Genomic DNA, 25,639 nt, shown 5'->3' with positions numbered 1-25,639 from the left:
CCCACCACTCTTTCGTGGTCACTGTCGTACCCGCGGTGGGTAGGAAGATCGAAGGCTACAGAAAGCCCTTTTTGACCGGCTGCAAGGTTGCGGCGGTAAAAGGCGTTACTTTCTTCGGCGGTTGAGAACCCGGCGTACTGGCGAATGGTCCAGGGTCGCATCACATACATGGTACTGTAAGGCCCCCGCAGGTAAGGCGGAATTCCCGCAGCAAAATTGAGATGCTCCAGGTTTTTGACATCTTTTGCAGCATAAACTTTTCTACCTTCGGCCGCAACTTTCAGATTACCTGATTCATTTGGAGCCGCAGCGACTTGAGTTGCTGTCTCAGGTTCCAAAAGTGTCATATTTTGAAGTGATTTTCTTTTCATGGTTTTAGCTTTCGGTTAATATTCCCTGCTCCTTTTTAAGTCTTTCCTGTTCAAGCTTTTCGCTTAGGCGTACAGGGAAAAGAGGTTCAATAAGAGTATCTTCAGAAGAAGTTTTTGCAAAAGGATCAAATTCCAGTTCCTGCGTCATGAGGTCCTGTGAATTTTCGAATTTGTTAGTGCCAATAAGAACCAGCTTACCTTCGTCAAAAAGCTGTTGTTCCTTTTGGGCGCTCACTTTTATTCTTTTTTGAAGCTCGCCTTTCAGCAAAAGTTCCAGGAAGCCGCCTTCTTCTTCAATTTGCTTGAAGATCTCAAGGGCTTTACCGGCAAACTCGTGGGTTAGATGTTCAATATAATACGCCCCATCGGCCGGGTTGGCTACTTTATCGAAATAAGCCTCGTGTTTCATCACAAGAAGCTGGTTGCGGGCTATACGCCTGCCAAATGAGCTGTCTTTATGGAAAAGCAGGTCATAAGGCTGATTACTCACAGCATCGGCACCTCCCAGCACAGCACTCATACACTGAGTGGTGGAACGAAGCAGGTTCACGTTGTAGTCGTACAAGGTTTTATCCCTTTGCGATGGTTGCGCGAGTATAAAGCAGGTTTCGGGAAGCCCGTACTCTTTTGCCAAAGAAGCATAAAGCAGGCGAAGCGCCCTTATTTTTGCAATCTCAAAGAAGTAGTTGCTACCTGTAGCCAGGATGAACTGTGGCTGAAATTGATCTTGTTTTTCCCCTTTTTGACACACTAAGTTGAGGTACTCATTCACGTGAGCAAGAGAAAAAGCAAGTTGCTGCGGAATGCTGGCTCCTGCATTTTGGTACAGGTCGCTGTTCACGCTTACTGTAGAAGCAAAATATGGTGTTGTTTCTGTTACAGATTTTAATACCTTAAAATCTCTTTTTTGGTCAAAAAACCATTTTCCTGTGACGGCAAGATTGCCCAAAACATCCAGTTGCAGGTATACTTCAGTATTTTTGTTTTTGAAGTAAGACTTCAGCCTTTCAACATAATCAGGAGAGAAGAATGAAAAACTTAGATGAACCTGCAGGTTCTCTAAATTAAATCCTTCAAAAAGCACATCGGGTTCTACATCTTCCGAAGAAATATGGAGCCAAAGGCTTTCTGCACCTTTTTGAAGGGCTTTTGCGGCCTGTGTATTGCTCTCGCCGGCCGATGTCACATTGATCTTTTCACAGATGCGCCAGGGAAGTGGCGGCGGTAGCTGCATGTGGTCTTTTACATCTGCGGAAGTATAAAAGGGCTGTACTGCGATCCCGTCAAGAGATCTAAAAATTAATTTCTCATCGTAACTGGCACCTTTTAGGTCCTGTTTGATTTGATCTTTCCATTGTTCAGCTGGAACATCTGGAAATTCCTGAAATAATGATTCCTTCATTTTTATCGTTTTAATGAAAGTAATTGCATCGCTGCATGAGAGATTACGGGACTGTCTCGTAATCTGTTCTATAAATATCCCTAAGGGATCTTTTTGAAAAATTTACTTTAAATGAAATATTGTTGATTCTTAAGGTATCCAGCATTTGCTTTCGAAAATTGAGTAACTTCAAAAGTTGGTCCCGGCTAAAATTCGTAGTAGCCCGATATTGATCTCTGCTGAAATGGAACAAGATGTTCACGACCTAAATCTTAAGTGAATGATTTGTTTCGGGCAGACCTGAATTTTTGTTTTAAAAAAATAGAGGCAGAGAAGAAAGAGATCTCTTGCTGAAGTTTTTTCTTAAAGAACAAAATTCCTGTCTTTGAGGAGATATTTTTTATCTCCCGGCACCGGCCAAAATCTTCCCAGTAAATTTACTTATAACTTTTGTGAAAAGGGACAAAAATGAGGATGATTTTAATCATTCTTTAAGAAAAAAAACCGCCCGAACTTTATGCTTTGATTTTTAATTAGGACCCTTTGGTAAGCCTTGCTATTACTACAACGTTTGCGTTAAATTATAAAAAATAGGTGAGTTTTTCTAGGGTCTAAAAGTTAAAGTTTCGTTACCTTTATAGGACATTTATACAGTATCAAATGATACGCATTTTTAGTCATATTTTCCACTGGTTTAGGTTGTGCTTTTCTCATCAACAATTAAGAATTGCCCTTCCTCCCATTTTGCCATGGAACCAGGGTGACGATTTAAATTTATCTCTTCCTGAAGAAGGGTTAATTATTATTTACAGGTAAAAAACAGAAATCGCAGGGGTGCGATTTTTTTTTGCTCTAAACTGAAGTGAAACTAAAACTATATAAACCATGAAACCAACGCATATAGAACATATAGGTATTGCTGTTGAAAGCCTCGAAGAGGCAATCCCCTTTTACGAAAAAACCTTTGGGTTAAAATGTTACTCTGTAGAAGAAGTCAAAGACCAAAAGGTTAAAACGGCTTTTTTTAAAGTAGGCCAAACAAAAATTGAATTGCTTGAATCTACAGCCCCCGATGGGCCTATTGGAAAGTTTATCGAGAAAAAAGGTCAGGGGGTACACCATATAGCTTTTGCAGTAAATGATCTTCAGCATCAATTGGATGAACTGGAAACAAAAGAAGTAAAGCTTATAGATAAAACTCCCCGAAAAGGCGCAGAGGGGCTCAATATTGCCTTTTTACATCCAAAATCAACTTTTGGTGTATTGACAGAACTCTGTGAACAACCTCAACAGTAATTTAAATAATAGATAAATGTCAAGTCAGGATAAAGTAAACGAATTGATCCAGAAACGGGAAATAGCCCGTTTGGGTGGTGGACAAAAACGTATAGATGCCCAACACGAAAAAGGAAAACTTACGGCACGAGAACGTCTGGAAATCCTTTTAGATGAAGGTAGTTTTGAAGAATTCGACATGTTTGTCACCCACAGGTGTACCAATTTTGGAATGGAAGAAAATAAGATACTTGGAGATGGTGTAGTTACAGGCCACGGCACGATTGATGGCAGGGTAGTCTACGTCTTTTCACAGGACTTTACCGTTTTTGGTGGCTCGCTGTCTGAAACTTTTGCCCAGAAGATATGTAAGGTGATGGATATGGCTATGAAGGCCGGGGCACCGGTAATTGGAATAAACGACAGCGGTGGTGCCCGTATACAGGAAGGGGTGACCTCACTTGCAGGGTATGCCGAGATCTTTGAACGCAATATTCTTGCCTCTGGATTAATCCCTCAAATTTCTGCCATTTTTGGGCCCTGTGCAGGAGGAGCCGTGTATTCACCGGCCCTTACAGATTTTGTAATGATGACCGAAGAGAACAGCTACATGTTCGTTACCGGGCCAAAGGTGGTTAAAACAGTGACCGGCGAAGATATTTCGGTTCAAAATCTTGGTGGTGCCAATATTCACGCATCAAAATCGGGGGTTTCCCACTTTAAGGTTACTTCTGAAGAAAATGGATTGCTGCTTATAAGAAAGCTGCTGTCTTACCTTCCGCAGAATAACCTCGAAGAAGCTCCTATTCAAAACAGTACTGACCCTATAGACAGGCGGGACGATTTTCTTAACACTATTATCCCCGATAACCCCAACCAGCCTTACGACATGCAGGAGGTGATTTACAGCATTGTTGATGAGGGTGAGTTTCTCGAGGTGCACAGAAATTACGCGAAGAATATTATTGTTGGATTTGGAAGAATGGACGGGCAGTCTGTAGGTATTGTGGCCAACCAGCCTAATTTCCTTGCCGGGGTGCTGGATAGTGATGCATCGAGAAAGGCCGCCAGGTTTGTGCGCTTCTGCGATTCATTTAATATTCCCATCCTTACCCTTGTAGACGTTCCCGGATTTTTACCCGGTAGCGGGCAGGAGTATGCAGGTATTATTATTCATGGGGCAAAACTAATGTTCGCCTATGGTGAGGCTACCGTGCCTAAGATCACTATCACCTTGAGAAAATCTTATGGTGGGGCGCATGATGTGATGAGCTGTAAACAACTTAGAGGAGACCTTAACTACGCCTGGCCATCGGCAGAGATTGCTGTAATGGGAGCTTCAGGAGCTATTGAGGTACTTGAAGGAAGAGCTATGGGTGCGATCAAAGATCCTGAAGAAAGGGCCAAATTCAAAGCTGAAAAAGAACAGGAGTATCAGCAGAAATTTGCAAATCCATACCAGGCAGCTGCATATGGGTACATAGATGACGTGATAGAGCCCCGTAATACCCGTTTTAGGATCATTAGAGGCCTCCAGACGTTACAGACAAAGAAAGTCACCAATCCGCCGAAGAAACACAGTAATATCCCCCTATAAATAAATAACTATGGAATATGCTTCAACATCGGCCACAGACTGGTCACAAATATGGATCATTACAGGGGTGGGTTATACCGTTGTTTTTCTTGCTCTCCTTCTGCTCATGTTCGTATTTAAGAAAATGCCACAAATCCTTAATCTCGGAATCGGAAAAAAGATCAAAGAGGTTAGAGAGAAATCGCGTTCTAAAGAGAATGGAAACGCCGAAGAAGAACGCTACCTCTCGGGAGAGATTAGTGCTGCTATAGCAACGGCGCTACATTTATACTTTAAGGAGCAGCATGATGAAGAAAGCGGTGTTATCACTATTAAAAGAGTTGCCCGCACTTATTCTCCCTGGAGTTCTAAGATCTATGGAGTAAACAATAACCCACGGTAAAGAATACAAAAATGAAGAAATTCGATTTTACAATAAACGGAAATAAATATTCGGTTGATATCAAAGAGTTTGAAGATGAACAAGCTACCATTCATGTAAATGGAACCGAATACCTGGTGGAAGTACACCAGGAAAAGAAGCGTGTTAAAACCCCTAAACTGGTAAGGGAAAACGTAGTGCGGCAACCCGGAGAGGGGCACATTGCGAAGAAAGCTTCCCCTGGAGGTTTCCCTGTAGAAGCACCTTTGCCAGGCAGTATCTTCAAATTGAAGGTGAAGGAAGGTGACACGGTAGCCAAGGGAGATTCCCTGCTTATTCTTGAGGCCATGAAAATGGAAAATGATGTGTTGGCAGACCAGGCAGGAGTCATTAAGGAAATAAAAGTTAAGGAAGGAGATGCTGTTCTACAAAATGATCTACTCCTGGTAATAGGATAGCCCTATTTCAACAAATCTTTCCCTAATTCTAAAAACAAGATTGTGAAAAAATTATTAACTGTTATAGTTGTACTGGGCATTCTTTACCTCATCCCAACTCTTTTGGGAGGAGAATTAATGGCTCAGGATTTAGTTCCTAACATACCAAAAGAAGGAGGAGATCTTACAGAAGGGCTGCTTCACTTTTGGGAATACACCGGTTTTGCGAATGCGACCTTTGGTAATTTCATTATGATAGCTGTAGGCCTGTTTTTTATTTTCCTGGCTATTCGCTTTCATTATGAACCACTATTGCTCATTCCCATAGGTACAGGTATCCTTTTAGGTAATATTCCTTTTCCTGCTGGGGCAGGGGTTGGGATCTACGAATCTGGTTCTGTGCTTAATTATCTTTATTTCGGGGTCACCCAGGGTATTTATCCTCCATTGATCTTTCTGGGGATTGGAGCCATGACAGATTTCTCGTCTCTCATATCCAACCCGCGCCTTATGTTGCTGGGTGCAGCTGCTCAAATTGGGGTTTTTGGAACCTTTATTGGAGCTATCGCCCTTGGGTTTGAAGTACATGAAGCAGGAGCAATTTCTATCATTGGTGGTGCCGATGGCCCTACAGCCATTTTTGCTTCGGCTAAACTGGCTCCTCAATTAATTGGTAGTATTGCTATTGCGGCCTATTCATATATGGCTCTTGTACCGGTAATTCAGCCTCCTATCATGAAGCTGTTGATTACCAAAAAGGAGAGGCTTATAAGAATGAAGCCACCTCGTGCCGTCTCTAAAACTGAGAAGATATTATTCCCAATTATAGGGATGTTGCTCACCACCTTCATTTCTCCATCGGCTATTCCGCTTCTTGGTATGCTTTTCTTCGGAAACTTACTTAAAGAAAGTGGGGTTACAGACCGTTTAGCCGATACAGCCAGGACAAAAATGATAGATATTGTGACCATTCTTTTGGGGGTAACTGTGGGAGCTTCAACACAGGCAAGCGTGTTCCTTACAGGGAGTTCAATCAAAATATTCGCGCTGGGGGCAGTTTCTTTTATCATTGCCACTGCCGGCGGACTCCTTTTTGCCAAAATAATGAACTTATTCCTCAGTGAAAAGAATAAGATTAATCCTCTCATAGGTGCGGCCGGCGTGTCGGCAGTGCCTGATAGTGCCCGTGTAGTTCAACAGGAAGGGATCAAAAGCGATCCTTCAAACCACTTGCTCATGCATGCCATGGCACCCAATGTTAGTGGTGTGATAGGATCGGCTGTTGCCGCTGGTATTATGATTAGTTTCTTAATGTAGAAACTATTGGTAGTTGATTGAAAGGGCTTCGAGATACATGGAGCCCTTTCTTTTGCTGCCGCTTTTCTCTCTCCCGCTTAGCGTTCTTTTTGTTCTAAGAACCTGGTCTTAAAAACCATTCCCACTCTTATCCGGTCGTAATGTGCGCGCCTAAAATGGTTTTTTAAATATCCTATTTCTATTTTTAGATCTTGATGTAAGCTGTACCCAAGCCCAAAATGGAAGCGGTTTTGATTAAAATATGGCTCTTTCAGGTTTATAAACACCTCATTAAAAGCCGTAAAGTATAAACTTTTGTACAAAGGCCGGTCAAATTTAAGTCGGTAACGCACGCGATGGCTAAGATCATATTCTGGTTCCTGCCTTTTCCAGGTAGATTCCAGCCTAAAACGATGAGCAATATAGGGGCTCAAAAATGGCGTTTTTAAGGTCGCTTCTTCCCAGACCCTGTGCTGTATTGTGAAACTATCTTCGGAAAATGCTTCAGAATAGACATAATCGTAGCCCACAGAAGCCGAAAAATCTTTTGAAAAGGCATAAGTGACCCCGCTGCGCAGCATAATAAACTGAAATTTATCAAACATCTCGTAATGCTGAAGTAGTGCCACCGTGGGAATGCTCCATTTTTCAGAAATGTGATGCTGGCCAATTATTTCTGTCCAGGATCCTAAAAGATCTTCTTTGTTTTGGGCCGAAAGTGAAATAGTGTAAAGAAAGGAGAGAAGGAAAATAGCCTTTTTTGGCATGGTAATAACTCTTAAATATGGAGTATAAAAATAAGCTATTTTTCGGCCTTAACAGTGGGATACAGGTCTAAATTTGTACTAAGGGAAGGGGATTTTGAAGGGATGAAAAGTGCTGAAAATAAAAAAGGTGGAAAGATCCACCTTTTTTGCCCCAAATCTACCATGAACTTAACCTACTTATGTTATGGCTTTGTAAAAGTAGATATTAATCTTTGTTTCCAATAGCTTTTTAGATGAAGTACATAAATTTTAGTTAAACTGCACAAACGATTTCACGAGTGGCAGAAAAAGCTTATTTTAATATGCTCTGTCTGTACTTCCTTCATAAAAATTGATAAATGCCCGGTTTACTACCCTGTTACCTCCAAAGGTAGGATAGTTCCCGGTAAAGTACCAGTCTCCCAGGTTTTGAGGGCATGCTTTGTGAAGGTTTTCTACAGTTTGAAAGATGATCTTCACTTCAGCTTTTATAGTATCATTGCTAAGCAATTCGGCAATTTTATCAGAGATTTGTTCATTTGTAAAAGGGGCGTAGATTTCTTTCACAAAATTCTTTACATCCCTGTCATCAAGTTCTACCTGCTGCCTGCACTTCTCATAGACCTCATCTACAATTTGATATTGATTAGTTTCCTTAAGGAGCTCTAAAGCAGCCTGAAATGCCACAAGGTTCTCAAGCCTTGCCATGTCTATGCCGTAGCAGTCTGGGTACCGTATTTGCGGTGCCGAAGAAACTACAACAATCTTTTTAGGTTTGGTACGGTCAAGCATTTTAAGGATACTCTTCTTCAAAGTAGTACCTCGCACAATACTGTCATCAATGATCACCAGGTTGTCTTCGGGTTTTACCACCCCGTAGGTAACGTCGTAAACGTGTGCCACGAGGTCATCGCGACTACTGTCTTCAGTAATAAAGGTACGCAGTTTGGCATCTTTTATGGCAATCTTTTCAGTTCTTAAACGGTGATTAAGAATCTCCTGCAGGCGGGCATCGGTCAAAGTCTCTTTTTCAGCAAGAATGGTATCATTCTTCTGTTTGTTGAGCTCATCCTGTGCAGCTTCCACCATGCCATAAAATGAAGTTTCCGCAGTATTTGGGATGAATGAGAAAACGGTATTTACGGTATCGTGATCTATGGCCTTAAGTACTTCGGGCATCAGGAGCTTTCCAAGCATTTTGCGCTCGCGGTAAATTTCGGAGTCACTTCCGCGGGAAAAGTAGATGCGTTCAAAAGAACAGGCTTTTCTTTCCAGTGGTTCAAGGATTTGCTTGATACGCACATTTCCGTTCTTTTTGGTAATAATTGCATGGCCCGGTGGCAGTTCTTTGACCTTGTCAAATTCTACGTTAAATACTGTTTGGATCACAGGTCTTTCCGAAGCAACTACAACCACCTCGTCATCACAGTAGTAGTAACAGGGCCTTATCCCGGCAGGATCTCTTAATACAAAGGAGTCTCCATGCCCTAAGAGGCCGGCCATTGCATAGCCGCCATCCCAGTTCTTTGCCGATTTTTTAAGGATCTTTCCAATTTTTAACTGCTCGGCAATGAGGGGGGAGGCTTCTACTTTAGAATAGCCTTCAGTTTTAAGTTTTTTGTAAAGTTTTCTAACTTCATCATCCAGAAAATGGCCTATTTTCTCCATTACTGTAACGGTATCGGCCTTTTCTTTTGGATGCTGACCTAACTCTACCAGGTTGTTGAAGAGCTGGTGCACATTGGTCATATTGAAGTTTCCGGCAACAATAAGGTTGCGGTGCATCCAGTTGTTTTGGCGCAAAAACGGATGAACGCTTTCTACGCTGTTCTTTCCAAAAGTGCCATATCTCACATGTCCCAAAAACAGCTCTCCCAGGTAGGGAATATGCTTTTTTTGAAGGGCAACATCATCGGCATATTCGGGATGCTCCTTTATCTCATCATTAATGCGCGCATTGATTTGAGCAAAAATATCCTGTATGGGTTGTGCTGCATTAGATCTTACACGGCTTATATAGCGATCTCCGGGTTGGGTGTTGAGTTTAATACTGGCAAAACCGGCACCATCCTGCCCGCGGTTATGCTGCTTCTCCATCATGAGGTACATCTTGTTTACCCCATAAAATGCAGTACCATACTTTTCTTTGTAGTACTCTAATGGCTTAAGTAGGCGCAATTGGGCAATTCCGCATTCGTGTTTTAAAGCATCACTCATATCTTGTTGTTGTTTGGCCCGGGTTTAGTCATAAAAAAAGCCCTGAAATTACAGGGCACAATATTAAGTAAGTTTGATTTGGAATTGTGTTAAGGATTTAAACTCTTCCAGGCGTTGATGCACTTCTTCTTTTTTGAGGTTCTGCATTCTTTCGGTCCCGAATTTTTCTACACAGAAGGAGGCGAGATTAGAGCCGTAGATCACTGCATTTTTCATGTTTTTGAACGAGATATCCCCTGTATGCGCCAGGTATCCTGTGAACCCCCCGGCAAAAGTATCTCCCGCTCCTGTAGGATCAAAAACTTCTTCTAGCGGAAGGGCAGGAGCAAAAAAGATCTGTTCGTTATGGAACAGTAAAGCCCCGTGCTCCCCTTTTTTAATAACTACATATTTAGGTCCCATGTCGGCGATCTTACGGGCAGCTTTCACCAAAGAATACTCGTCTGTAAGCTGCCTTGCTTCTTCGTCATTAATAGTAAGGGCGTCTACTTTGCCAATCACCTTCATAAGGTCATCCCAGGTATTGTCCATCCAGAAGTTCATAGTATCAAGTACTACCAGCTTTGGTCTTTCAATTTGTTCAAGAACACTAAGTTGCACAAGTGGGTGAAGGTTTCCCAGCATCACCACATCGGGAGATTTGAAATCTTCGGGCACCACCGGCTGAAAATCGGCAAGTACATTTAATTGCGTGTCAAGCGTGTCTCGGGAATTAAGGTCGTTGTGGTATTTACCGCTCCAAAAAAAGGTTTTTCCTCCTTTAATTATTTCAGTGCCGCTAAGGTCGATATTCCTGTTTTTTAGCAAATCCAGATATTCCTGCGGAAAATCTTCTCCTACCACAGATACTATAGCGCTTTTAATATCGAATTGTGCTGCAGATAGACCAATATAAGTGGCTGCACCACCAAGAATTTTATCTGTTTTACCAAAAGGGGTTTCGATGGCATCAAAGGCGACCGTGCCCACTATTAATAATTTATTCATAACGTTCTTTAAAAATGAGGTGCAAATATACGTTTTTGTTTTTCAAGCCCTGATACTCAAAAAAGGCTTTTCGAGTCTCCTTCAAATCCTGTGTCTATTAAAAGGCGTTTTCCTTTTGAGGCCTCTACGGCCAGACTGTCGCAGCGTTCATTTTGAGGATGTGCGTTGTGGCCTTTTATCCACTGGAATTTCACCTTGTGTTTGCGATATTCTTTCAGGAATTCTATCCAAAGGTCCACATTCTTTCGCTCCTTAAAACCTTTTTTCTCCCAGTTAAAAACCCAGCCTTTTTCTACAGCGTCGGCAACATATTTGGAGTCGGTGAAAACGACCACACGGGTATCGGGGTTTTTCAGTTTTTTAAGGGCATCTATTACTGCGAGCAGCTCCATCCTGTTATTGGTGGTGTGTTTATAGCCTTTTGCAAACTCCTTGCGGTACGGTTTTCCTACCCATTCCATTACAATTCCATAACCGCCGGGCCCCGGGTTACCCCTGGCTGCCCCATCGGTATATATGTGAACATTGGCATCAATCATTCTTAGCAGGGAGTAAGAGGTTTTCTATTACCTTCGGAAAGTGTTCCTGTTCCAGTTCATGGATCTTGTGGGCAATATCTTCTACCGAGTCTTCAGGTTTAATAGCAGTGGTAGCCTGAAAGATCATTTTTCCCTCGTCATAATTTTCATTGACGTAATGTATACTTATACCTGTTTCCACTTCCTTATTTTCATGTATAGCTTTGTGAACATTCATGCCATACATACCTTTTCCGCCGTAATTTGGAAGAAGAGCAGGATGAATATTGATCACCTTATTAGGAAAGTGTTGCAGAATATTGGTAGGGAAGATCCAAAGAAAGCCGGCCAGTACAATAAGGTCTGGGTTCATGTCAATCAATAAACGTTGTACCTCATTGGAATGATAAAGCGCCTGGCGGTCAAAATGCAGGGCCTTTACGCCCAGATTATGTGCTCTTTCCAGTACTTTTGCCCTGCGGTTGTTGGAGAAAACCGCGATAACTTCAGCAGTGTCTTTTTGCTGAAAGTACTTAATAATATTCTCGGCATTTGATCCATTACCCGAAGCAAAGATCACAATTTTGTTCTTTCTTGAATTTCTTACTTGTTGCAAGCGTAGGGTGTTAACAATTATTGGCAGGTAAAAATACTGGCTTTAGGCGGAAATTATGTAATTTACATTCACATTTTTAAAGTAAAAACAGGTTTTAAAATAAAGTTTTTTATTTTTGCCACTTAAATTAAAAATTAAAAACACAAGTTATGTCAGACATTGCATCAAGAGTAAAAGCGATTATCGTTGACAAGTTAGGAGTTGACGAGAATGAAGTAGTAAACGAAGCTAGCTTCACCAACGACTTGGGCGCTGATTCACTAGACACTGTAGAGTTGATCATGGAGTTCGAGAAGGAATTTGATATCCAGATTCCAGACGACCAGGCAGAGAACATTGCTACTGTGGGTCAGGCAATCTCTTATATTGAAGACGCAAAAAAATAAAAAACTAACATATCCTTATGGAGTTGAAGCGAGTTGTAGTAACTGGATTAGGTGCCCTTACCCCCATTGGAAATAACATTGAGGAATACTGGGAAGCCCTGGTAAATGGTAAAAGCGGGTCTGCACCCATTACCTATTTTGATACCGAGAAATTCAAAACTAAATTCGCTTGCGAGATCAAAAACTTCAAGGTTGAAGATTATTTTGATCGAAAGGAAGCCAGGAAGCTTGACAAGTTCGCCCAGTACGCCCTGGTAGCTTCAGATGAGGCTATCAAAGATTCGGGGCTGGACCTCGATGCTATTGATAAGCTTCGTGTAGGAGTTATCTGGGGTGCCGGGATTGGAGGTCTCGAAACCTTCCAGGATGAAGTTTTGGCTTTTGGTAAAGGTGACGGAACCCCAAGATTCAACCCTTTCTTTATCCCTAAAATGATTGCCGATATTGCTCCGGGAAATATTTCCATCAAGCACGGCTTCATGGGCCCTAACTATACTACAGTTTCAGCATGTGCATCTGCAGCCAATGCGCTTATAGATGCGTTGAACTATATTAGGTTGGGCCACAGTGATATAATAGTCACAGGGGGAAGTGAGGCGGCAGTTGCTCCTGCCGGAATGGGTGGTTTTAATGCCATGCATGCGCTTTCAACAAGAAATGAGAGTCCCGAGACTGCTTCAAGACCTTTTGATGCAACACGAGATGGTTTTGTCTTAGGTGAAGGTGCGGGTGCACTTGTTCTTGAAGAATATGAACATGCAAAAGCGAGAGGAGCGAAGATCTATGCAGAAGTACTTGGGGGCGGGTTATCTTCGGATGCCCACCACATGACTGCCCCACATCCCGAAGGGATAGGAGTAGTGGCTGTAATGGAGAATTGCCTTAGAAATGCAGAACTTAAACCGGAAGATGTAGATCACATCAACACACACGGAACATCAACACCGTTGGGTGATGTGGCTGAACTTAAGGCTATTAAGAAGGTGTTTGGAGAGCATGCTAAAGATATTAATATCAACTCTACAAAATCCATGACAGGTCACCTGTTGGGTGCTGCGGGAGCTGTAGAAGCAATTGCCTCTATTCTCGCCATGAAACATGGAATTGTACCACCTACAATCAATCACGAAGTTCAGGATGAAAATATTGATCCCGAATTAAATCTTACCCTTAATAAGGCGCAGAAGAGAGATGTGAAAGTGGCTATGAGCAATACCTTTGGTTTTGGAGGTCATAATGCCTGCGTTTTGTTTAAAAAACTGGACGAGTAAATTCTTCCATGAGTGTAATAAGAAACATATTAAATTCCCGCTCCTCCAGAGGCGGGAATTTTTTTGTTGAATTAACAAAGATAATGGGGTTCAAACCCCGCAATATTGCACACTACAAAAAAGCATTCACCCACCGCTCTTTAAACCAGAAAGATGCAGAGGGCAACGCCATCAACTTTGAAAGGATGGAATTTCTTGGAGATGCTATGCTAAGTGCCGTTATAGCTTCGCACCTGTTCAATGAAGTGCCAAGTGGTAACGAAGGCTACCTCACAAAAATGCGCTCCAAGATTGTAAGCCGTAAACACCTGAATGAACTTGGGAAAGATCTCGAGTTGATCAAATATATTCAGACTAATATTCCCATAGAGCAGTTTGGCACAAACATCCATGGAAACCTTTTTGAAGCCCTTGTAGGTGCCATTTACCTTGATAGAGGCTACAGGTATACCAAAAAATTTATTTATGAAAGGGTAATTGAGCCTTATGTAGATATCGAGCAACTGGAAGGCACGGTTATAAGTTATAAAGGACTCTTAATCGAGTGGTGCCAAAAGGAGAAGAAAGAGTTTAGCTTTGAAGTCTATGAAGATACAGGAAAAGACGAGCTAAAACATTTTGCTGTAAAATTAAGGATTGAGAACAGGGTTGTGGCTAAAGCCAGGGCGACTTCAAAGAAGAAAGCCGAAGAAAAAGCATCCAAAAGGGCATATTACGCCCTGCAGAGCAAAATTGACCACCCTTAAAAATATAGCAGAAACTATAACGTTTTCGTAAGATATTCTGAAAATATACCCCAAAAAATTACTTTTCTGCGATGCAATAATTATCTTTAACCTTTGATGTAAAATCATATGCCGGCGCATAAACTGGTTTTAAATGACGTTTTTGAACAGCCCTACAAGCTACTTGCAGTACATTCTTCGGTAGAAGAGTACAAGCTGGCTTACCTGTTGAACAAACATTTAGGCCTTAAATTAGCCAGAACGCCAAAGGATATTGATCTTCATAAAGGAAATGAGAGCAACTATTTTGCGCATTTTATCTATGAAGATCTACGGCAATATTGTACTTATCACCTGGTAAGTAACGTTGCCAGGCGGGAAGGAAGAACGGGTTCTAATAAGGACTCTCTTTTTTTTGGGGATGAACTGGCTGTCCAAAAATCAATTCTATTACCAGAATTTAAGCAGGTAGATTTTTTGCTGAAGATCGAGGATGAACTGGATGCGGTATCTTTAAAGATGCTCAACGCATTGATCCTCGAGATCCCACAGGTTTCTACGGCGTATGCCGTTGATTTTCATCACATAAAAACTAAAGAAAATTTAATTTTTGACTAATGCCGAATACGAAAAAGACTAAAATTGTGGCCACCCTAGGGCCAGCAACGAGTTCGAAAGACGTTTTGAGAGATATGATGCATGCAGGTGTAAACGTGTTTAGGATCAATTTTTCTCACGCCGATTATGAAGATGTAAAACAACGCATAAAGCTTATAAGGGAACTAAATGAAGAAAATGGCTTTACCGCGGCCATACTTGGTGACCTGCAGGGACCCAAATTAAGGGTAGGGAAGATGAAGGAAGAAGTGGTGGTAACCAAAGGAGATGAAATCACCTTTGCCACCGGTGAAGAATTTGAAGGTACCGCTTCCAGGGTTTACATGAACTACGATGAATTCCCTCAGGATGTAAAAGCCGGAGAGCGAATTCTTCTTGATGATGGTAAACTTATCTTTGAAGTGGTGTCTACCAACCAAAAAGATGAGGTTCTTGCAAAAGTGATACAGGGAGGCCCATTGAGATCTAAAAAAGGAGTTAACCTTCCTAATACAAAGATTTCCCTTCCGGCCCTTACCGAAAAAGATATTCAGGATGCCATTTTTGCAGTTGAGCAGGGTGTAGACTGGATTGCACTTTCTTTTGTAAGAAACAGCGATGACCTTATTCAACTTCAGAATTTAATAAAAGAACATACAGATCACAAGATCCCAATCATCGCCAAGATCGAAAAGCCTGAAGGTGTTGATAATATCGACAAGATCGTGGCTTATTGCGACGGACTAATGGTAGCGCGCGGTGACCTGGGAGTGGAAATTCCTGCACAGGAAGTTCCGCTTATTCAGAAGCAACTGGTGCTAAAGGCTAAAAAAGCCCGTATTCCGGTTATAATTGCTACCCAAATGATGGAAACCATGATCACCAGCCTTACCCCTACAAGGGCCGAGGTGAACGACGTGGCGAACTCTGTAATGGACGGGGCCGATGCCGTGATGTTAAGTGGAGAAACTTCAGTAGGTAATTACCCGGTGCAGGTGATTGAAAAAATGAGCCAAATTATTATGAGCGTTGAGAATTCACCGCTTATTAAAGTACCTCATGAGCCACCTCACGTGCGTACCAAGAGATACATCACCAAATCTATCTGTTACCACGCTGCCCATATGGCCAATGAGATCAAAGCTAAAGCTATTTGTACTTTGACCAATAGTGGTTATACAGCTTTCCAGATCTCGGCCTGGAGACCAGAATCTAATATTCTTGTGTTCACTTCTAATAAAAGGATCCTTAATCAATTAAGCCTTTTATGGGGGGTACGTGCGTTTTACTACGATAAAATGGTAAGTACAGACGAGACTATTGATGATATCAACAGGATTGCTTCAGAAAATAAATTTGTTGAAAAGGGTGATTTCACCATCAACCTCGCAGCCATGCCTATTACCAGTAAAGGAATGGTGAATACGTTGAGAATTTCAGAAATTGAATAATATTTAGTATTGAGTACTTAGTATTGAGTACTGAGAATTAATTTTAAAAAGCCATAGATCGCAAAGATCTGTGGCTTTTTTCTTTATGGAATCTTCTCTCCACTTCCCACTCCTTCAAAAATCAAACTTTAGCTGTACTGCAATTTCCTTCTTCTCCTCTTTTTCTTCCGCTTTATCGGTATTGAGGTTAGACAGGGAAATTCCCAGCAGGCGCACGCTTTCCCTCATTTTTTCCTGGTACAACAGCTCTTTTGCGGCTTCCAGGATCAATTCTTTTGAAGAGATGTAGTAAGACAGCGTTTTACTGCGGGTTTGCAGCGTAAAATCGCTGTATTTTATCTTTAGGGTGATCGTTTTTCCAGCAACCTTACTCCGGGTAAGGCGCCGCTCAATTTCTTCGGAAATATTCTCCAGCCGCTCCAGCATAAATACTTCTGAAGATATATTCTCTTCAAAAGTGCGCTCTGCACCCAAAGATTTCCTTATTCGTGAAGGTTTTACTTCACTATTGTGAATTCCCCGCACTACTTGATAATAGTATTCCCCGCTCTTTCCGAAGTGGTCATTGAGAAAATCAAGAGGTTTGGTTTTGAGGTCTTTTCCGGTAAAGATGCCCAGCCTGTACATCTTTTCGGCAGTGACCTTGCCTACACCGTAGAACTTCCTTATTTCAAGGTCTTCCAGGAAAGCCTCCACCTCTTCGGGGTTTACGGTCTTTTGTCCGTTGGGTTTGTTGACGTCACTGGCTACCTTGGCAATGAATTTATTGATCGATATCCCTGCGGAAGCATTTAAACCAGTTTTCTCTTTTATTCTCTGCCGAATTTCTTTGGCGATCATAGTGGCACTTGGATTGCCTTTTTTATTCTGGGACACGTCAAGGTAAGCCTCGTCCAGCGATAAAGGTTCTACAAGATCTGTATACTCAAAGAAAATATTCCTTATGCGCTGTGAAAGTTCCTTGTAGCGTTCAAATCTTGGCTTTACAAAGATGAGATCGGGGCAATTGCGCTTTGCTAGCACACTGCTCATGGCACTTTTCACCCCAAATTTGCGGGCTTCATAACTTGCCGCCGCTACAACGCCGCGCTGCGAACTACCGCCCACTGCAATAGGTTTACCGCGCAGTTCTGGGTTGTCTAACTGTTCTACCGAGGCATAGAACGCATCCATGTCTACGTGAATAATCTTCCGCTGTATGATCTCCTCCATCGCTGTAAAATTAGTGAATCTTCAGCTTCAAGTTTGAAATGGCGCTACTTCCGAAGAAAAAATAAGTTTCAAAATGCCATTTTTGACTCCCTTTGATTTGAAACAGAAATCTGCTACCTTCATAAAAAAAGAAAAAACTATGAAAACTGCTATTATATTGGGAGCCACAGGCCTTACAGGGGGAGAGTTGCTCGAAAGGCTGCTTGAGGATAAGCGCTATGACAAGATCAAACTTTTCTCCCGCTCTACCGCAGGTGTCAAAAATGACAAAATTGAAGAACATTTAATTGACCTGTTCGAACTGGAAAAACACGCAGATGATTTTGTGGCCGATGAAGTCTACTGCTGTATTGGCACCACCCAGGCGAAAACGCCCGATGAGGATACTTATCACAAAATTGACTACGGAATTCCCGTAAATGCCGCAAAACTGGCCCAAAAGAACCGAATTTCAAGGTTTTTGGTGATTTCAGCACTGGGAGCCGATGAGGAAAGCCGCTTTTTCTACAACCGTACAAAAGGAGAAATGGAACGCGACGTAAAGGCGCAGGGTATTGACGAAACTTACATTTTTGAACCTTCCCTTATCGCCGGGAAACGCGATGAAAAACGCCCTTTTGAAGCCGCGTGGCAAAAGGCCATGAGTGTGGGTAACCACCTGCTTGTAGGCCCTCTTAAAAAGTACAGGAGCATTCCTGCCGGAAAGATCGCCGATGCCATGATTTACGTGGCCAACAATAAATATTCAGCTACCTGTATAAAATCTTCGGAAATTAGGGAAATTGCCGAAAGTTATCGTTAACCATTACACATGCAGGAAATAGAGCGCAAATTTCTCATTTTAGAGGCCCCGGATTTTAAAGAGGAAGTCCGAAACAAGACCAGAATCGTGCAGGGCTATCTCAACTCGGCACCCGACAGAACGGTGAGGGTACGAATCAAGGGAGATAAAGGCTTTTTGACCATAAAGGGGAGGAGTAGCAGTGACGGCCTCTCGCGTTTTGAATGGGAGAAAGAAATTCCCCTTTTTGAAGCCGAAGAACTGCTGAAGCTTTGTGAGCCAGGTGTCATTGAGAAATTCAGGTATGAAATTGAAGTAGGTGAGCACATTTTTGAAGTCGATGAGTTTACCGGCCTTAATGAAGGCCTGTTAATGGCTGAAGTGGAGCTCCAATCTGAACATGAGGAATTTTCCAGGCCGGCCTGGCTGGGTAAAGAAGTGACAGGAGAAAAGCGTTACTACAATTCTTACCTCAGTAAATTTCCTTTTAAGGAATGGCAAATATCAAGACCATGAAAAAACTTATCTTTTTAGGAAGTGCACTTTTGTTGATCACATCATGCAACCAGAGCCGCGACACCAGGGGTATTCCCGGGCCCGAAGAGGTGGAGGCAAGAATGCCCGATACCATTAGGGATCCTGAACATGAAGCGGCAGAGCTTAAGAAGCAGGGGTATCAGACTTTTTTATATGGTGAAGGGGAACAGCAGCAGCTCATGCAGCAGTACTTTATAGTGTTTCTGAAAAGAGGAGAAGATAGAGGCCAGGATTCTCTTACAGCTGCGAAGCTTCAGCAAGAGCATCTGGCGCATCTTGAGCGAATGGCTTCAGAAGGATATCTCAGTATGGCAGGTCCGTTTGGGGACGAGGGTGACATTAGAGGAATAGCAGTTTATAATACCCCAAACTTCGAGATGGCCGATAGCCTGGCAAGGCTTGATCCTATGGTTGTGGCTGGAAGGTTAGCCATTGAAGTCTATCCATGGTGGGCAGCAAAAGGCAGCGCGCTTAAATAGGAACTGAAGCAAAAAAAAGCAGCCCCGAAAAAACGGGGCCACTCCAACAACTAAAAATCCAATCATGAAAAGTTACTCCCAGCCGCCTCCCAGCGCCTGGTATAGATCTACTATGGCACTAAGCTCATCATACCTTATATTCACCAGTTCCAGTTGAGAATTAAGAGCATTTTCTCTTGCTGTCAATACTTCAAGATAGTTTGCAAAGCCACTGTTAAGCAAGTCTTCTGAGTAAGAAGTGGCCAAATCGTAGGCCTCAAACTCATCCTGTTTGAAATCAAATTTTCTATCGGCTGCAGCATAATTATAAAGGGCATCCGAAACTTCTCTGGAGGCATCCAGAATAGCTCTTCTAAATTCTAAAAATGCGATTTCCTGTCGGGCCTGGGCTACTTCGTACTGCGTCCTTATCTCTCTTCGGTTAAAGATAGGCTGAGTAAGATTACCTACAATGGTTGCAAACAAGGAATTGGTGTCGATAAGTTCTTCCAGGTCCAGACTCTGGAATCCTCCATTCGCACTAAGCCGCAATGCCGGATAAAAGTTGCTTCGTGCAGCATTGGTTAGCTGGAAAGCATTGACAAGATTATATTCTGCCGCAATAACATCGGGCCTGTTTCTCAACAGCTGTACCGGCACTCCTGTTCTTAGTTCGGTATTGAGCTCCTGCCGTCCAAGGTCGCTCCTTACAATGGCATGAGGGGCTTCTCCTAAGAGGATTGAGAAAGTATTTTCCAGAAGCCTTATTTGGTTAGCAAGTTCTATTTCAACAGCTTGTGCCTGATATAGCTGGGCTTCAGTTTGCTTTACGCCCACCTCGGTCACATTCCCTGCTTCTTTAAGAGCTCTAATAGTTTCCACGCTATTGATCCTGTTCGCCACCGTTTCCCGGGTAATTTCCAGTTGTTCATCTAAAGCCAAAAGTTGATAATACAGGTTGGCAACATTGGCAACCAACCTGGTCTTCACAGCCTGGTGTGCAGCTACTGTTTGTAGGTAGGCCGCTCTTTGTGCCCTTTCATTGCTTCTTATCCTTCCCCATATATCGGCTTCCCAGGACAGGTTGGCGGTAGCATCATATTGAGTAATACCACCATCAAAGAAGCTTCCAAACTGGCTGTTTTGTGCTAATTCCTGATGGGTTACCTGCGCAGAAACTCCCAGTGTTGGCAAATATGCTGCTTTTGCCTGCTTGAGATAGGCGCCTGCCGCTTCTATTTGCTGTAGGGCAATGCGAATGTCTATGTTATTCTCAAGAGCCCGGTCTATATGGTTTGTCAGTACAGGGTCTGTAAAGAGTTCTCTCCACGAGATCCTGGCCATAGACAAAGTATCTGTAGGCAGATTATCGGTTCTGTAAGCTTCGTTTTCAACTACTTCTTCGGGCCTGGAATATTCCTTAGCTACAAAACATGACTGAAGAGATAGCAGGACCGCGGGAATTAAAATGAACTTGTATATATTTAGTCTTCTCATTTTCTATAGGTTTTCATTTGCGGCTTTAGGTTGTCCCGAGATTTTTTCCTGGAGCCATTGGAACAGGATGTATAGAATTGGGATGATAAAGATTCCCAGTAGGGTACCTATTAACAATCCACCAACGGCACCTGTACCAATAGACCTGTTTCCTGCAGCTCCTGTTCCTGTAGCGAACACCAGAGGAAGAAGCCCCACAATAAAGGCAAACGAGGTCATAAGAATAGGACGTAAACGTGCTTTTGCAGCTCCAAGAGCCGAGTCAACAATTGAGTTTCCGGCATTTCGCCTTTGCACGGCAAATTCCACAATCAAAATGGCATTTTTGGCAAGTAAGCCCAGTAGCATGATAAGCGCGATCTGGAAATAGATGTTGTTCTCCAGTCCTGTAAGGGCTGTGGTAACATAAGCTCCCATTACCCCAACCGGTAGCGATAGCAGTACGGCAAGCGGAAGTAAATAACTTTCATATTGTGCTGCAAGAATAAAGAATACAAATAGCACACTTAGAAAGAAGATGAAAGTCGTTTGGTTTCCGGCCGATACCTCTTCCCTGGTAAGCCCAGAAAATCCGATATCAAATCCTTCCGGAAGAGATCCTGTTCCCACTTCCTGTACGGCAGCAATAGCATCTCCCGAAGAAAATCCTGGTGCCGGTGCACCATTCACACTGGCCGAGTTAAAGAGGTTGAACCTGGTAACCGACTGTGGCCCGTAAACCCTGCTTAGGGTTACAAACTGCGTGATAGGCGCCATTTCTCCCTGGGAGTTACGCACAAAGATCGAGTTGAGGTCATCTACAGTGGCACGGTCTTCGGGCAGCGCCTGTACATAAACCCTGTATTGTTTTCCAAAGCGGGCAAAATCGGCTGCGTATACAGATCCTATGTAAGACTGCAACGTAGAGAAAATAGTTCCGATATCTACTCCTGCTTCTTTTGCCTTCGGAATATTTAAGTCGATCTCGTACTGCGGATAATTAGTGTTGAACGAACTGTTGGCGTACAAGATTTCGGGTCTGGCTGAAAGATCGGCCAGGTAATTTCGTGTAGCGGCATCAAGGTCTTCAAAACTACCTCCTGTACGGTCTAGTACCTTTAATTCAAATCCTGAAGATGTTCCAAATCCTGGTACACTTGGAGGCTGGAAAAAGAGAATGTTGGCATCAGATATTCCTGCAGCGGCACCAAAGAGTTTTGCTATGATATCTTCGGCCGACATACCGTCTTCGGTCCTTTCATCCCAGTTGTCTAGTTTGATAAAGCCAATCCCGTAGTTACTACCGGCACCTCCAAGGAAGCTGAAACCGTTTACTACAGAAGCCATATTAATTCCGGGAATTTGTTGTGCTCTTCGGCTCAATTCCGCAGTAACCTCGGCAGTTCTATCTAGAGAAGCACCTGCAGGCAATTCGATATTGGCGAAGATCATCCCACGGTCTTCATCGGGAACAAACCCTGTAGGAGTCGTAGACGAAGCCCAGAAGATACCTCCTATGGCAGCTATAATGATCGCCCCGGTTATCCATTTGTGTTTGTACAGAAAAGAAACCGAATTCACATACTTCTTCGTGGTGACATCAAAAGCCACGTTAAAGGTTGAAAAGAAGCGCTTCAAAAAGCCTTTTCTTTTCCCCTCTTTTTCGTGGTGAGGCTTCAGGAAGAGCGCACAAAGGGCCGGACTCAGAGTTAAGGCGTTTACTGCTGAAATTGCGATTGCCACCATCAAAGTTACCCCAAACTGTTCATAGAAAACTCCTGTGGGACCTGTAATGAAGGTAACCGGAATAAACACCGCACCCATCACCAAAGTAATAGAGATAATTGCACCGGCAATTTCTTCCATGGCCGAATGGGTCGCTTTTTTGGCATTTTTGGCACCTTCTTCCAGTTTGGCGTGCACCGCCTCTACAACCACAATGGCATCATCTACCACAATACCAATAGCCAGCACGAGTGCAAACAGCGTAAGCAGGTTGATGGAGTAACCAAAAAGGTTGAGGAAGAAGAAAGTTCCAATAATAGACACCGGCACTGCAATGGCAGGAATGAGCGTAGATTTAAAATCCTGAAGGAAGATAAACACTACCAGGAATACCAGCAAGAAGGCTTCAAAAATGGTCATTACCACCTTGCTTATAGAAGCGTTCAGGAATTCGTTAGAGTCGAAGTTGATCACCGTTTTAAGTCCGGTAGGATAATTTTTTTCAAGCTCATCAAGTTTATCGTGAACGGTCTCGATAATTTCCTGGGCGTTTGATCCCGGGGTTTGATAAACTGCCATACTCACCCCCGGTTTTCCGTTGGTGAAAGATATCACGTTATAACCCTGGGCATCAAGTTCTACCTGGGCAACATCTTGAAGCTTTAAGAACCTTCCGTCATCAAGGGCTTTAATAACAATATTATTGTAGTCTTCGGGGGTATTATATCTACCACTGTACCTAATAACATATTCAAAAGCTTCAGCATTATTTTGACCTAAAGATCCGGCTGCAGCTTCCTGGCTTTGCTCGTTAATAGCACCAATAACATCTGAAGGGATCAGGTTGTAGGCGGCCATTTTCTCAGGTTGTAACCAAACCCTCATCGCGTAGGTCTTGGCCCCAAACACACTCACGTCACCAACCCCGTTGATCCTTTTAAGTTCAGGGATCACGTTGATGTTAAGGTAATTCTGAATAAAAGTAGCGTCGTAAGCTTCATTTTCAGAAAGTACCGTAAGGAACATGAGGGCACTGGTTTGCTGCTTTTGGGTGGTAACCCCACTTTGAGTCACCTCGCGTGGCAGTAAAGGAGTAGCACGGGCTACCCTGTTCTGTACGTTTACCGAAGCAATATCGGGGTCTATTCCCTGTTTAAAGAATACATTGATACTTGCACTACCGTTGTTACTGGCAGTAGAGGTAATGTAGTCCATTCCCTCAACCCCGTTAATTTGCTCTTCAATGGGAATGATCACACTTTCGAGTACGGTAGCTGCGTTGGCCCCGGCATAATTGGCATTTACCTGCACCGTGGGGGGAGCAATATCGGGATATTGGGTCACCGGTAAAGTGGTGATGGCCAAAATTCCCAGCATAACTATAACTATCGAGACTACTGTAGATAGTACAGGTCTCTCTATAAAAGTCTTTAGCATTAGTCGTTCTTATTTAAAGATTGGTTTAATGGAAGTGGCAATACTGTCAAAGGATACAGGCTGAGGAATAATTGGAGTGTTATTTCTCAATTTTCCAACTCCCTGCGCTACGACCTTGTCGCCAGGTTTAAGTCCTTCTCCCACTACAATAAGATTTTGAACGCGGTCAAGCACTTCGATTGGTGCACTGGTAGCAAGGCTGTCTCCCTGTACTGCGTACACATACACAATTCCCTGTTGTTCAAAGGAAGCAGATTCGGGTACTACCGGAACGTCTTCATAGGTACGCGGAATTCTAATTCTCCCGCTGTTACCGCTGGCAAGAATACCGCTAGGGTTAGGGAACATAGCTCTAAAGCTCACTGTTCCTGTTGATGGATCAATTTGCCCTGTTACGGTTTGAATCTCTCCTGTTTCAGAATAGATCCTGTCGTTCACCAGTTGAAGTTGTACCGGCGGGAAATTCTCTATTTTTTCTGAAAGGTTTTCCCCTTCAGCATTTTGAATGAAGTCTAAATAATCTCTTTCATTCATAGAGAAAAAGGCATAAACCTCATCAATGTCTGAAACAGTGGTGAGTGGTGTTGGATCACCCGGACTAACCAGCGCTCCTTCTCTAAAATTAATGGCACCTACATAACCGTCTACAGGGCTCTTTATAGTGGCGTAACCAATATTTGCAGCAATACTGCTATAACCGGCTTTTGCCTGCTCAAGTCTTGCTTTTGCAGTTTCAAGTTGTACCGGGCTTATAATCCCTTTTTCTACAAGGGGCTGTAGTTTATCTACCTCTACCTGTGCGGCATTTACGTTAGCTTTAGCTGCACCGGCTTCCTGTGATAAAGACTCAGTTTCAAGCCTGAAAAGCGTTTGGCCTTTTCTCACTTTTTCTCCTTCATCTACTAATACCTGCGTGACATATCCTGGGACTTTTGCTCTCACGGCACTGCTTACAGTACCTTCAATACTAACGGGATATGAAGTAAAACCTGTGATGGTTCTTTGTGGAACTTCAATAACCGGAAAAGGAGTGGCAGCACCACGTTGGGCTGCGCCTGCCTGCTGGTCCTGGCATGAAAAAGCCATAAAGGCAATTAACATCATTCCTATAGCGTGTAGTTTTCTCATATTCTGCTTTCTGTCTGTTTTAATTGTTTCTAGATAAAAGTTTGTCCCTGAATTTTTTTACTGCGTTTGAAGTTTCCTCTAAATAAGTGAGAAAATCTTCCTGAAATTCCAGATCAAATTGAAAGCCGCCGGTTTCCCTGGCTTCGCAATTGCACTGCTCTTTATATGCCCGAATTTTGAGGTGGAGCCTTTTCTCTTTGTCCCATTTTGTGATCATTTCCTCCATTAGGTTGAGGATAAGATTAGGGTCAATGACAAAGTACCGCTTGCGGTCCCCAGGTTTGGTAAAATATGTTACCCTGTTTGTTGCTTGAAGATGATCCAGATGAGTAGAAACCGTACTTTTTCCTGCACTTAATTCACACACCATCTCATCGAAAGTCACCCCTCTTCTTCCCGCAAGAATAAGAGTAGCAAGAATACGCGCTGCAAGGGGGGCAAGATTGTCCTCCTCCAGGTGTACTCCCAGTTCTTCTATTAGCGTCTTTCGCTGAATTTCTAAGTCCACGTTTTTAACTTCTCAAATTTGAAGCTGCAAAACTACCACTTAGTTCGGGAATTTCCGAACTAAAGGAACTATAAAATTTTGTTAATGCCTGCTGCCTGAATATGAAAAAAGCCGCCTAAAAGCTATTGTTGTCATCCTGAAGTTT

Annotated in this window: 25 protein-coding genes; 13 read left to right on the top strand and 12 right to left on the bottom strand. The window is 42.9% G+C overall.

Annotation, left to right across the window (positions count from 1 at the left end; all coding sequences use genetic code 11):
• Both OQ279_RS02335 and OQ279_RS02330 read right to left on the bottom strand, forming a co-directional pair.
• The coding region (locus OQ279_RS02335) for a methylmalonyl-CoA mutase family protein (protein ID WP_266068159.1) at window positions 1-371 on the bottom strand (371 nt) is incomplete at its 3' end.
• Window positions 372-375: 4 nt separating this feature from the next.
• The gene (locus OQ279_RS02330; RefSeq protein WP_266068158.1) at window positions 376-1,773 is read right to left on the bottom strand and encodes a methylmalonyl-CoA mutase subunit beta; all 1,398 of its coding nucleotides are present in this window, start codon (window positions 1,771-1,773) and stop codon (window positions 376-378) included.
• A gap of 864 nt (window positions 1,774-2,637) precedes the next feature.
• Between OQ279_RS02330 and mce the strand changes: the two genes are divergently transcribed.
• From mce to OQ279_RS02305, 5 genes are read left to right on the top strand one after another with little or no spacing between them, the layout of a single operon-like run.
• Window positions 2,638-3,048: a methylmalonyl-CoA epimerase gene (mce, locus tag OQ279_RS02325; RefSeq protein WP_266068157.1), complete on the top strand. Its 411-nt coding sequence runs from the start codon at window positions 2,638-2,640 to the stop codon at window positions 3,046-3,048.
• A gap of 16 nt (window positions 3,049-3,064) precedes the next feature.
• Complete coding sequence (locus tag OQ279_RS02320) at window positions 3,065-4,624, top strand: acyl-CoA carboxylase subunit beta (protein WP_266068156.1); 1,560 nt, start codon at window positions 3,065-3,067, stop codon at window positions 4,622-4,624.
• Between the two features lie 10 nt (window positions 4,625-4,634).
• Window positions 4,635-5,006 carry an OadG family protein gene (locus OQ279_RS02315; RefSeq protein WP_266068155.1) on the top strand — a complete coding sequence of 124 codons (372 nt, stop codon included), beginning with the start codon at window positions 4,635-4,637 and terminating at the stop codon, window positions 5,004-5,006.
• A gap of 11 nt (window positions 5,007-5,017) precedes the next feature.
• Window positions 5,018-5,443 carry a biotin/lipoyl-containing protein gene (locus OQ279_RS02310; protein WP_266068154.1) on the top strand — a complete coding sequence of 142 codons (426 nt, stop codon included), beginning with the start codon at window positions 5,018-5,020 and terminating at the stop codon, window positions 5,441-5,443.
• A 42-nt stretch (window positions 5,444-5,485) separates the two neighbouring features.
• On the top strand, window positions 5,486-6,739 hold the full coding sequence (locus tag OQ279_RS02305; RefSeq protein WP_266068153.1) for a sodium ion-translocating decarboxylase subunit beta: 1,254 nt from the start codon (window positions 5,486-5,488) through the stop codon (window positions 6,737-6,739).
• A gap of 77 nt (window positions 6,740-6,816) precedes the next feature.
• Here the strand turns inward: OQ279_RS02305 and OQ279_RS02300 are convergent, their stop codons facing one another.
• From OQ279_RS02300 to purN, 5 genes are all read right to left on the bottom strand, one after another.
• The gene (locus OQ279_RS02300) at window positions 6,817-7,485 is read right to left on the bottom strand and encodes a DUF2490 domain-containing protein (RefSeq protein WP_266068152.1); all 669 of its coding nucleotides are present in this window, start codon (window positions 7,483-7,485) and stop codon (window positions 6,817-6,819) included.
• 297 nt (window positions 7,486-7,782) lie between these two features.
• On the bottom strand, window positions 7,783-9,681 hold the full coding sequence (locus OQ279_RS02295) for an amidophosphoribosyltransferase (protein WP_266068151.1): 1,899 nt from the start codon (window positions 9,679-9,681) through the stop codon (window positions 7,783-7,785).
• Between the two features lie 63 nt (window positions 9,682-9,744).
• On the bottom strand, window positions 9,745-10,668 hold the full coding sequence (locus tag OQ279_RS02290; protein WP_266068150.1) for a PfkB family carbohydrate kinase: 924 nt from the start codon (window positions 10,666-10,668) through the stop codon (window positions 9,745-9,747).
• 56 nt (window positions 10,669-10,724) lie between these two features.
• Window positions 10,725-11,207 (bottom strand): ribonuclease HI, encoded by a 483-nt coding sequence (gene rnhA, locus OQ279_RS02285; RefSeq protein ID WP_266068149.1) that lies wholly within the window; start codon window positions 11,205-11,207, stop codon window positions 10,725-10,727.
• Window positions 11,200-11,802 carry a phosphoribosylglycinamide formyltransferase gene (gene purN / locus OQ279_RS02280; protein ID WP_266068148.1) on the bottom strand — a complete coding sequence of 201 codons (603 nt, stop codon included), beginning with the start codon at window positions 11,800-11,802 and terminating at the stop codon, window positions 11,200-11,202. Before purN ends, rnhA begins: the two co-directional genes overlap by 8 nt.
• Before the next feature lie 149 nt (window positions 11,803-11,951).
• Here purN and OQ279_RS02275 point away from each other — a divergent pair, with 149 nt between their 5' ends.
• From OQ279_RS02275 to pyk, 5 genes are all read left to right on the top strand, one after another.
• Window positions 11,952-12,188: an acyl carrier protein gene (locus tag OQ279_RS02275; protein WP_013069791.1), complete on the top strand. Its 237-nt coding sequence runs from the start codon at window positions 11,952-11,954 to the stop codon at window positions 12,186-12,188.
• 17 nt (window positions 12,189-12,205) lie between these two features.
• A complete protein-coding gene (gene fabF / locus OQ279_RS02270) occupies window positions 12,206-13,459 on the top strand; it encodes a beta-ketoacyl-ACP synthase II (RefSeq protein ID WP_266068144.1) in 1,254 nt (417 codons plus the stop codon).
• An 8-nt stretch (window positions 13,460-13,467) separates the two neighbouring features.
• Window positions 13,468-14,205: a ribonuclease III gene (gene rnc, locus OQ279_RS02265; protein ID WP_265162256.1), complete on the top strand. Its 738-nt coding sequence runs from the start codon at window positions 13,468-13,470 to the stop codon at window positions 14,203-14,205.
• Window positions 14,206-14,313: 108 nt separating this feature from the next.
• Window positions 14,314-14,802 (top strand): IPExxxVDY family protein, encoded by a 489-nt coding sequence (locus tag OQ279_RS02260; protein ID WP_266068143.1) that lies wholly within the window; start codon window positions 14,314-14,316, stop codon window positions 14,800-14,802.
• Window positions 14,802-16,232 (top strand): pyruvate kinase, encoded by a 1,431-nt coding sequence (gene pyk / locus OQ279_RS02255; RefSeq protein ID WP_266068142.1) that lies wholly within the window; start codon window positions 14,802-14,804, stop codon window positions 16,230-16,232. Before OQ279_RS02260 ends, pyk begins: the two co-directional genes overlap by 1 nt.
• Window positions 16,233-16,346: 114 nt before the next feature.
• On the opposite strand, the gene dinB is transcribed toward pyk, so the two are convergent.
• Window positions 16,347-17,444 carry a DNA polymerase IV gene (dinB, locus tag OQ279_RS02250; RefSeq protein ID WP_266068141.1) on the bottom strand — a complete coding sequence of 366 codons (1,098 nt, stop codon included), beginning with the start codon at window positions 17,442-17,444 and terminating at the stop codon, window positions 16,347-16,349.
• 139 nt (window positions 17,445-17,583) lie between these two features.
• Here dinB and OQ279_RS02245 point away from each other — a divergent pair, with 139 nt between their 5' ends.
• The 3 genes from OQ279_RS02245 to OQ279_RS02235 are packed head-to-tail and all read left to right on the top strand — an operon-like array spanning window position 17,584 to window position 19,241.
• Entirely contained in the window at window positions 17,584-18,246 is a 663-nt protein-coding gene (locus OQ279_RS02245) for an NAD(P)H-binding protein (protein ID WP_266068140.1), read from the top strand.
• A 9-nt stretch (window positions 18,247-18,255) separates the two neighbouring features.
• The gene (locus OQ279_RS02240; RefSeq protein WP_266068139.1) at window positions 18,256-18,741 is read left to right on the top strand and encodes a CYTH domain-containing protein; all 486 of its coding nucleotides are present in this window, start codon (window positions 18,256-18,258) and stop codon (window positions 18,739-18,741) included.
• Complete coding sequence (locus tag OQ279_RS02235) at window positions 18,720-19,241, top strand: YciI family protein (RefSeq protein ID WP_266068138.1); 522 nt, start codon at window positions 18,720-18,722, stop codon at window positions 19,239-19,241. Before OQ279_RS02240 ends, OQ279_RS02235 begins: the two co-directional genes overlap by 22 nt.
• A gap of 72 nt (window positions 19,242-19,313) precedes the next feature.
• Here the strand turns inward: OQ279_RS02235 and OQ279_RS02230 are convergent, their stop codons facing one another.
• The 4 genes from OQ279_RS02230 to OQ279_RS02215 are packed head-to-tail and all read right to left on the bottom strand — an operon-like array spanning window position 19,314 to window position 25,494.
• The gene (locus OQ279_RS02230; protein ID WP_266068137.1) at window positions 19,314-20,717 is read right to left on the bottom strand and encodes an efflux transporter outer membrane subunit; all 1,404 of its coding nucleotides are present in this window, start codon (window positions 20,715-20,717) and stop codon (window positions 19,314-19,316) included.
• Between the two features lie 3 nt (window positions 20,718-20,720).
• A complete protein-coding gene (locus tag OQ279_RS02225) occupies window positions 20,721-23,858 on the bottom strand; it encodes an efflux RND transporter permease subunit (protein WP_266068136.1) in 3,138 nt (1,045 codons plus the stop codon).
• Between the two features lie 9 nt (window positions 23,859-23,867).
• Entirely contained in the window at window positions 23,868-24,986 is a 1,119-nt protein-coding gene (locus OQ279_RS02220) for an efflux RND transporter periplasmic adaptor subunit (protein WP_266068135.1), read from the bottom strand.
• 19 nt (window positions 24,987-25,005) lie between these two features.
• A complete protein-coding gene (locus tag OQ279_RS02215) occupies window positions 25,006-25,494 on the bottom strand; it encodes a GbsR/MarR family transcriptional regulator (RefSeq protein ID WP_266068133.1) in 489 nt (162 codons plus the stop codon).
• Window positions 25,495-25,639: the final 145 nt, after the last annotated feature.

The sequence above is a fragment of the Salinimicrobium profundisediminis genome (genome assembly GCF_026241755.1).
Taxonomy (GTDB): Bacteria; Bacteroidota; Bacteroidia; order Flavobacteriales; family Flavobacteriaceae; genus Salinimicrobium; species Salinimicrobium profundisediminis.
Note: the sequence above shows the minus strand (reverse complement) of the source record. Positions and strands in the feature narration are given on the sequence as shown.

What these genes read in the sequence shown, in the direction of transcription:
- OQ279_RS02330 (WP_266068158.1), bottom strand. Translation starts at nt 1,773, where the DNA reads ATGAAGGAATCATTATTTCAGGAATTTCCAGATGTTCCAGCTGAACAA.
- mce (WP_266068157.1), top strand. Translation starts at nt 2,638, where the DNA reads ATGAAACCAACGCATATAGAACATATAGGTATTGCTGTTGAAAGCCTC.
- OQ279_RS02320 (WP_266068156.1), top strand. Translation starts at nt 3,065, where the DNA reads ATGTCAAGTCAGGATAAAGTAAACGAATTGATCCAGAAACGGGAAATA.
- OQ279_RS02315 (WP_266068155.1), top strand. Translation starts at nt 4,635, where the DNA reads ATGGAATATGCTTCAACATCGGCCACAGACTGGTCACAAATATGGATC.
- OQ279_RS02310 (WP_266068154.1), top strand. Translation starts at nt 5,018, where the DNA reads ATGAAGAAATTCGATTTTACAATAAACGGAAATAAATATTCGGTTGAT.
- OQ279_RS02300 (WP_266068152.1), bottom strand. Translation starts at nt 7,485, where the DNA reads ATGCCAAAAAAGGCTATTTTCCTTCTCTCCTTTCTTTACACTATTTCA.
- OQ279_RS02295 (WP_266068151.1), bottom strand. Translation starts at nt 9,681, where the DNA reads ATGAGTGATGCTTTAAAACACGAATGCGGAATTGCCCAATTGCGCCTA.
- OQ279_RS02290 (WP_266068150.1), bottom strand. Translation starts at nt 10,668, where the DNA reads ATGAATAAATTATTAATAGTGGGCACGGTCGCCTTTGATGCCATCGAA.
- rnhA (WP_266068149.1), bottom strand. Translation starts at nt 11,207, where the DNA reads ATGATTGATGCCAATGTTCACATATATACCGATGGGGCAGCCAGGGGT.
- OQ279_RS02275 (WP_013069791.1), top strand. Translation starts at nt 11,952, where the DNA reads ATGTCAGACATTGCATCAAGAGTAAAAGCGATTATCGTTGACAAGTTA.
- fabF (WP_266068144.1), top strand. Translation starts at nt 12,206, where the DNA reads ATGGAGTTGAAGCGAGTTGTAGTAACTGGATTAGGTGCCCTTACCCCC.
- rnc (WP_265162256.1), top strand. Translation starts at nt 13,468, where the DNA reads ATGAGTGTAATAAGAAACATATTAAATTCCCGCTCCTCCAGAGGCGGG.
- OQ279_RS02260 (WP_266068143.1), top strand. Translation starts at nt 14,314, where the DNA reads ATGCCGGCGCATAAACTGGTTTTAAATGACGTTTTTGAACAGCCCTAC.
- pyk (WP_266068142.1), top strand. Translation starts at nt 14,802, where the DNA reads ATGCCGAATACGAAAAAGACTAAAATTGTGGCCACCCTAGGGCCAGCA.
- dinB (WP_266068141.1), bottom strand. Translation starts at nt 17,444, where the DNA reads ATGGAGGAGATCATACAGCGGAAGATTATTCACGTAGACATGGATGCG.
- OQ279_RS02245 (WP_266068140.1), top strand. Translation starts at nt 17,584, where the DNA reads ATGAAAACTGCTATTATATTGGGAGCCACAGGCCTTACAGGGGGAGAG.
- OQ279_RS02240 (WP_266068139.1), top strand. Translation starts at nt 18,256, where the DNA reads ATGCAGGAAATAGAGCGCAAATTTCTCATTTTAGAGGCCCCGGATTTT.
- OQ279_RS02235 (WP_266068138.1), top strand. Translation starts at nt 18,720, where the DNA reads ATGGCAAATATCAAGACCATGAAAAAACTTATCTTTTTAGGAAGTGCA.
- OQ279_RS02230 (WP_266068137.1), bottom strand. Translation starts at nt 20,717, where the DNA reads ATGAGAAGACTAAATATATACAAGTTCATTTTAATTCCCGCGGTCCTG.
- OQ279_RS02225 (WP_266068136.1), bottom strand. Translation starts at nt 23,858, where the DNA reads ATGCTAAAGACTTTTATAGAGAGACCTGTACTATCTACAGTAGTCTCG.
- OQ279_RS02220 (WP_266068135.1), bottom strand. Translation starts at nt 24,986, where the DNA reads ATGAGAAAACTACACGCTATAGGAATGATGTTAATTGCCTTTATGGCT.